The organism is Streptomyces sp. TRM68416, from assembly GCF_014596915.1.
Taxonomy (GTDB): domain Bacteria; phylum Actinomycetota; class Actinomycetes; order Streptomycetales; family Streptomycetaceae; genus Streptomyces.
Genome location: NZ_JACVWU010000024.1, coordinates 120613 through 127006, shown reverse-complemented (window position 1 = coordinate 127006; position 6394 = coordinate 120613). Strand labels below are relative to the sequence as shown.

The following is a 6394-nucleotide window of genomic DNA, read 5'->3' as shown; positions in this document are numbered from 1 at the left end:
CCGAGGTCGATGCGCCCGACGAAATCCGCTCCGCCATCTCCTGAGCGTCGAGTGATCCATCCCTCACGGTAGCTGTGCCCGGACCCCCTCAGCACACGAGCGGCGACAGCGGAAGCGACGGCCTCGAACTCGTGCTTGCGTCCCTCGAATTGGTCATAGATGAACCGGAGGTCGTCGTCCCGTTGACTGTCCGGCGCGGGACGTTGATCCCGCACTTTCACGACGCGCGCTCGAGCAACGCGCCGGCGCACCCGTGGCAGGGCGGAGTGTCCCCGCTTGACCCACTCCCGCCAGGCACGGGGCGCCTTGGCGAGGGCTTCCTGATCGGAGACCCCCGGACTGCGGCGCGCTGTAATCCAATCCCAGTCGACCTGATCGTTCTCGTCAGCCAGATCGATCAGCGCGATGTCGTACACGTAGTTGGTGAACGTGGTGTGCTCGTGTCCTGCCCACTGAACGATGCGTTCGGCCCGTTCTACGACCCCGAGTCCGCAGAACTCGACGAAGCCCTTGACCTTGCCGTTGCGTGACACAGCGCGGAACAGCAACAGAGGGGCTGCGCCGGCTCGCTCCTCCGGGGTGGGTGCCTGATGCTCTGTAAAGGCGTCGAGAAGGGCGGCGTTTCCGGTGGTGGTTCCGGGGGGCTTGGTCAGCCCGGCCTTGTGGTCACCGAAGTAGCGCACGTGGCCGTTGTCCATGTCGAAGACGTCGTGCCACGGCGTCTGTTCGCTGCCAGCCTTCCACGGGCTGGAGCGGATCAAGATCACTGGCCGTCGCGGCCGCCCGCTCACCGAGACTTTCGCCATGCCATTGATGCCGGACTCGAGAAGTGCCTTCTTGTGGCCGGGAGCATCTGTCACGTAGTGGAAGTTCGTGTACCCGTTAAGTACGGCCTCGGTTGGATCCTTGGCACTCGTGTAACGCAGCACCTGCCCGACGCGCAGCATCTCTCCCATGGCAACCCCTCCCCGGGACCGGCGAAGGAGTGATCATTACACGTCGTGGAGGGTGTGAGGACCTAGAGGTGCGTGCTTGAGGCGGAACTGCGTTCCTGCTGCGCTGTTCGGGGCAGAACCCCACCCCGTATGCGACGGAGCCGACGAGACGCGCTTCGCTGGTCTCCTAGAGCTTCTCGAGCGGCCGACCGAGATCATGCCAGGTCAGCTCCGCTCCTCGAAGGAAGCGTGAAGTCCCGTGGTCACCTCGGTGGTGCTGGCCAGATGCTGGCCGAGTGGCACGCGCAGCGGTTGCGCCTTGGCTGCACCATGACCAGCCACGAGGCGCCTAGCGGATCGATAGAAATGTCTCCGAAGGCGACCAGTGCGGTCTAAGATCGTTCCATGGAAGGGACCCGCACTTACACCATTCAGGTACTAGGGCGCACTCTCGAACATCTCGGCGCCCAGATGTACAAGCGGCGTGACACGGCAATTGCCGAGTTGGTGGCGAATTGCTGGGATGCGGGAGCTACACAAGTTGATATTACAGTCGACGTAGCTGGCTACGATCGTAGCTCATCGAAGATTGTGATCACTGATAACGGTGTAGGCATGACCGAGGATGAGGTGCAGAGCGATTATCTGGTCGTTGGTAGAAACAGGCGCTCTGCCGGTGCCGCGGTGAACCCTGCACCTAATCGTAAAGTCATGGGCAGGAAGGGGATTGGGAAGCTAGCCGGATTCGGTATCGCCTCCCACATGGAAGTATCTACTTGGCGAAATGGGCCGTGCACTGCCTTCTCTATGGACATGGAAGAGCTGAAGCGCGACGCGACTGCTGAGCAGACAATCGAACCTGTGCCAATTCTGGCTCGCACTGGAGCTGAAGCGCCTACTGATACTCCGTCCGGCACCCGCATTATCCTGTCTAGGCTTAAGCACTCGACACCTATAGGCGAGTACACGCTTAGAGAATCGCTGGCTAGAAGATTCAGTCGAGTGACGCGGGGGGAAATGTCAATCAGGGTGAACGGGGTAGAAGTAGCTGACCCGGAAGTTAGCTTTGAACAAAGAGTTCCCGAGAGTGGCTATCTGACACACGCACTGCCCGGTGGAGGGGAGGTGCGCTATTTCTTCGGTTTTTCCGACCAGGTGCTTAGTCAGAGCCTGATGCGCGGTTTTGCTGTCTACGTGAACGGCAAGATAGCACAGACGTCTCCCTTCTACTTCTTTGTCGAAGGAACTGCTTCCGGGCAGCACGGCACGCGCTATTTGCATGGGGAGATTCACGCCGATTTTCTGGATGAAGGAATTGACGACGAATCGGATGTCATCTCCACCGATAGGCAGGAGATTGACTGGGAATCGGACGCCGCGAAGCAGCTGTCCTACTGGGGGCAAGAGCTGACGCGCAAGGCATTGCGTGAATGGGCGGGCCGGCGAGGGACAACCTTCGTTGACAAAATCACATCTGACCCTGAGTTCTCCGGACGCATCGACGTTCTGGACGAACCTTCCAGAACCCAGGTGCACCGTTTTCTGCAGTCTCTCGGGCAAGCGGGCGGAGACCAGGAAAAGATCAGGCCACTGGCGGACTCGGTCATTCGTGCTTTCGAGTATCGGCATTTTCATGACATAGTTGCTGACATTGAAGAAGTAAGCGACGACCCCGAGCGCTTGGAAGAGCTCATGGGGCGCATCTCCAAGTGGAAGGTTCTTGAAAGTCGCGCGATCCTGGAGGTGATTGATGGGCGTATTGCCATTATCGACAAGTTTAATAATGCCCTAGTTATGAATATTTCAGAGACGGCTAACCCTGCTGGCACGGAGAACTTGCACGATCTAATTGCCTGGTATCCGTGGCTGATCGATCCAGAATGGCAAGTTCTGTACGAAGAAAAGCAGATCAGTAAGCAACTCCGAGAGTGGAAGGTGCGCGACTTCGACGAGCAAGACCTTTCCCGATACGACTTCCTGGCACTGGCGGGAGATGGGAGGGTGAAGGTTATTGAGATTAAGAGGTCTGGGCACACCGTAACGCGGGATGACGTGCAGAAGCTCGATAAATATGTTGACGCACTGAGTAAAGCGCACCCGAAGATCGACGCTGTTTTCATCAGCGGCGATAGCTACGAGTTCCCTCTAGAGCGATGGAACAGCACGGCCCGAAGGCTTACCTGGAACTCGATCTATGATCAAGTCAGCAAGTACTATGATCACTATAGGGAAGTTCTTAGGGCCGACGTATCCACAGCGGGATTTGACCGAAAGCGTCGTGAGGTGATGCAGACTCGTCGAGTCCTAGAGCTGGGGGCATATCGATCGCCTGCTGACAGGAAAGCCGGCCTAGGCGTCCAGGACGTCAGCTACGAGGACCCGGCCTTTGGGCCGCAGGGGGACGACAGCGGAACTGATGAAGACGAGAATTGATTCTCGGTTGTCGGTCTTGCTGTGACGTCCACTGGGGGTTGGTTTAGGTTGGCTTGGTAAATGTGTCGGGCTGCCATGCTGCAACGTTTCTCAAGCTGCCTTCACCCCCAGGGGCGTAAGGCTATTCGTAACGCGTATAAATCGCGTCTAGGTCGAGCCACCTGTCGAACATCTCTGTGTGCCCACCAAATTTCGATACCACAGCTTGAGCTAGATTATTTGTGTGATGGATGGACGGCCCGTCAATGGCAAGAAATTCTTCCCGGTTCATGCCTATATGGAATCCGCACCCCGCTTCCTGTACCAGCGGTTGAAGCCAGTGGGCTCGCTGCTCGTCGATCGCGGCATAGACTACGGGTTGATCCGACCACCCATCCATGTGGCCTCGACAGCTTGCAACAGGAACAGATCCAATCGTTGACAGGGCATACGAGAGTCCGGCAACGCCGAGTTCTAGACTTCGGAGAGGCAGCTCGTCATCTTCCGTCCATTCGAGAATCTCCCGTGCTTCTGCCTTTAGCCGCCCTAGGAGCGGTTCAGTAATGACTCGCTCTGTCTCACCATTTTCGATCAGGCTGGCCAGGGTCTCGTAATCCTGGACGGATTCAGCGAGTCGATCAACGAGTGTGATGAAGCCTCTTTCGGACTCTATGACGCGCCGAGTATATTCCAATGGCTCATTCAGAATCATCCAGACATCTCGAAAGTAGCCCAACCCTTCATCATCTGGGATATCATCTTCTGTCGGCATCCAGAAAGTGGCACGTTCGGGGATCTCAGGTGCTACTTCGTAGTTGAGAACGGGAATCACGGCGACCTCTCTTGTCGGGTGACGGTATGGTCCCGTACTGGTTGAGTGCGGTACTCCCCATGCTCCGTTCATAACAGCAGTGTGCCCGAGGCCGGCGGAGTCTCAACGACAAAGTCAATCGCTGCTGCCGGGTTTTGGAGCACCAGTTTGGAAGATCGCGTATGCCGGTGCCGATTGACCTGGCGCTTCGCTGACCTGCTTGTTTGTGGAGTCCTGCCCGTCGTTCCCCGTGGTGCCCCCTACGCGCCCATCGGATCGGGCACGCGGGGGGCACGCGGGTTACGCGTCGCTGCGCTCGATGAGGAAGGTGATCTCCTGGCGGATGCTCATCACCTTCCGCTTGGTCTCGTCGAGGAAGTGGACGTACTCGCCTTCCATGACGTACGCGTGCGCGTGAACCTGCTGTTCCTTCGCTCCCGGGACGCCCTGATTGATCCAGAAGTGAGCCATGGTGATCAGCCCTTCGGCGGATGCGGGTCGTTGCCGGGGCTGATGGTGCGCTGATCCCTCACACGACCGTCCGTGCCGTGGATGCGGAGTTCCCCGCCGCCGTCGTTACCGAGGATCTGAGAGCCGCGCTCGATGGCCTCGGCCTGGGTGTCGGTGACCGCGCTTGCGCGCTCAGATCCCGGTCTCGTGACTGCCCACGTTCCGTCATCGCGACGTACCACGTCGCGGGAGTTCGCCTGTCCGGACATTAAATCTCCGTTTCAGAGGCGAACCGCCCGGCCTCCCATCTTGGAGTCAAGGCGGGGAGGTTGTAGGGTCCCAGGGCGCCACCAACGCACCAGGCCCCATGCCGGACGGTTCGACCTCATAGTCGAAGCCCCTGGCTGGGGCCTGCTTTGGTTCGAACGCGAATCAGTACAGCACCCCGGGCGACGCTCTGCAAGCAAGGACCCCATAAGTTGTGTTACTCGTGCGTAGGGGCACAACATGTAGTGGTTTCGGGGCTAGTTCGGGACTGAAGGAACGTCAAACTTACGAGGGTATACCTCGGCACTGACAACGGTCGGCGGAGCGACTTTGGGCGGGAGCTGCCATGGGGCGAGTGATCATGGCCCCGTAAGCTTCAGCGAGTCGGGCAGTCTGTGGACCTGCCCGTTAAAGCACGACGTTGGGGCCATGATCTTCGAGGCTCGCCCCATGGTGGCTGCCTAAAGTCGTGGAGCCGACCGCCCCAGCCACGGGGCAACGATCACGGGAGCGGGAGAGCCCGCAGCGCACCGCCGCCACGATCCGACCTCATTCGGTAACACAAAGCGTCTGTGACCTGCTGTGCGGCAATCCCCTCGGCTCACCTATCCCAGTGCTGTATTTGGCCGCTGCTGGTGGCGACGGGCGGACGGCGGTGCCCAGCCGGTGGCGGAGACATGGAGGCAGGGCGGCGGCGGCCGACCGTCGCCGCCGCGCGTGCGCGGCCCTCGATCAATGATCGACCTGACCCTGTCAGGCAGTGCGGGTATTGCTGTGGCTGGCGGAATCGGCCCGCAGGTGCGAGGCAACGGGTACTGAAGTGTTCTCCCTACAGAGGTCGGATCGTGGCGGCGGTGCGCTGCGGGCTCTCCCGCTCCCGTGATCGTTGCCCCGTGGTTCGGGTGGCCGGCGCTCGCGGCTGAAGCAGCAGCCGCGAGCGAAGCGAGCCTTGATGACGTAGGGAAAGTCTGTCCGCGATCACGGTCCTGGGGCGACGAAGCACACGGCCGGGATCTCCTCGCCGTTGCCGTAGGTGTGCATCGTGCTGCCGATGATCTGGCAACCGAGCCGCTCGTACAGCCGGATGGCTGCCTTGTCCTTGGTCATCACGTCGCCCACCAGACGGAGCCCTTGGCCGTAGGCGTGCTGAGTAGCTTCCCGGACTAGTTGCTCGCCCAACGAGTGCCCGCGGGCTTCCGGATGGACAAACAGCCGGGCGAGCACGGCGACGCGCGTCTCGGGTTCCTGGCTCTGTTCGACGTAGAGCCGTACGGCATCCTCGCCGTGTGGACGGCTCAACGCCACGTGGCCAACGACTTGCTGATCAAGAACAGCGACCCATGCCCCCAACAGATCGGGCGGAGTCAGCCACGCCTCGGGGTCGTCGACGCCCTCCACTGGATAGCCGTCCGTGGCGTGGACTGCCACCAGTGCAGTGGCTGCCTCGGCTATGTCGTCGTCCGTGCGGGGTCGAATGGCGGAGGTCTGGCCGGAGGCGGTGTCGTGGCTCATCGGGCGT

The 6394-nt window shown here is 60.2% G+C and carries 6 protein-coding genes; 1 reads left to right on the top strand and 5 read right to left on the bottom strand.

Annotated elements, in window-relative coordinates:
* Positions 1 to 956, bottom strand: a 956-nt coding sequence (locus ICC28_RS31990; protein WP_188292271.1) for a restriction endonuclease, incomplete at its 3' end; no start/stop codon positions are given.
* A 384-nt stretch (positions 957 to 1340) separates the two neighbouring features.
* On the opposite strand from ICC28_RS31990, the gene ICC28_RS31985 reads away from it, so the two are divergent.
* Positions 1341 to 3368 carry an ATP-binding protein gene (locus ICC28_RS31985; RefSeq protein WP_188292270.1) on the top strand — a complete coding sequence of 676 codons (2028 nt, stop codon included), beginning with the start codon at positions 1341 to 1343 and terminating at the stop codon, positions 3366 to 3368.
* A gap of 121 nt (positions 3369 to 3489) precedes the next feature.
* Here ICC28_RS31985 and ICC28_RS31980 read toward each other — a convergent pair whose 3' ends face one another.
* The 4 genes from ICC28_RS31980 to ICC28_RS31965 all read right to left on the bottom strand — a co-directional run bounded on the left by ICC28_RS31980 (position 3490) and on the right by ICC28_RS31965 (position 6387).
* Positions 3490 to 4179, bottom strand: a complete 690-nt coding sequence (locus tag ICC28_RS31980) for a hypothetical protein (protein ID WP_188292269.1) — start codon at positions 4177 to 4179, stop codon at positions 3490 to 3492.
* A gap of 279 nt (positions 4180 to 4458) precedes the next feature.
* Complete coding sequence (locus tag ICC28_RS31975; protein WP_188292268.1) at positions 4459 to 4629, bottom strand: hypothetical protein; 171 nt, start codon at positions 4627 to 4629, stop codon at positions 4459 to 4461.
* Between the two features lie 5 nt (positions 4630 to 4634).
* Entirely contained in the window at positions 4635 to 4877 is a 243-nt protein-coding gene (locus tag ICC28_RS31970; RefSeq protein WP_188292267.1) for a DUF2188 domain-containing protein, read from the bottom strand.
* Positions 4878 to 5853: 976 nt separating this feature from the next.
* Positions 5854 to 6387 carry a GNAT family N-acetyltransferase gene (locus ICC28_RS31965; protein ID WP_188292266.1) on the bottom strand — a complete coding sequence of 178 codons (534 nt, stop codon included), beginning with the start codon at positions 6385 to 6387 and terminating at the stop codon, positions 5854 to 5856.
* Positions 6388 to 6394 lie beyond the last annotated feature (7 nt).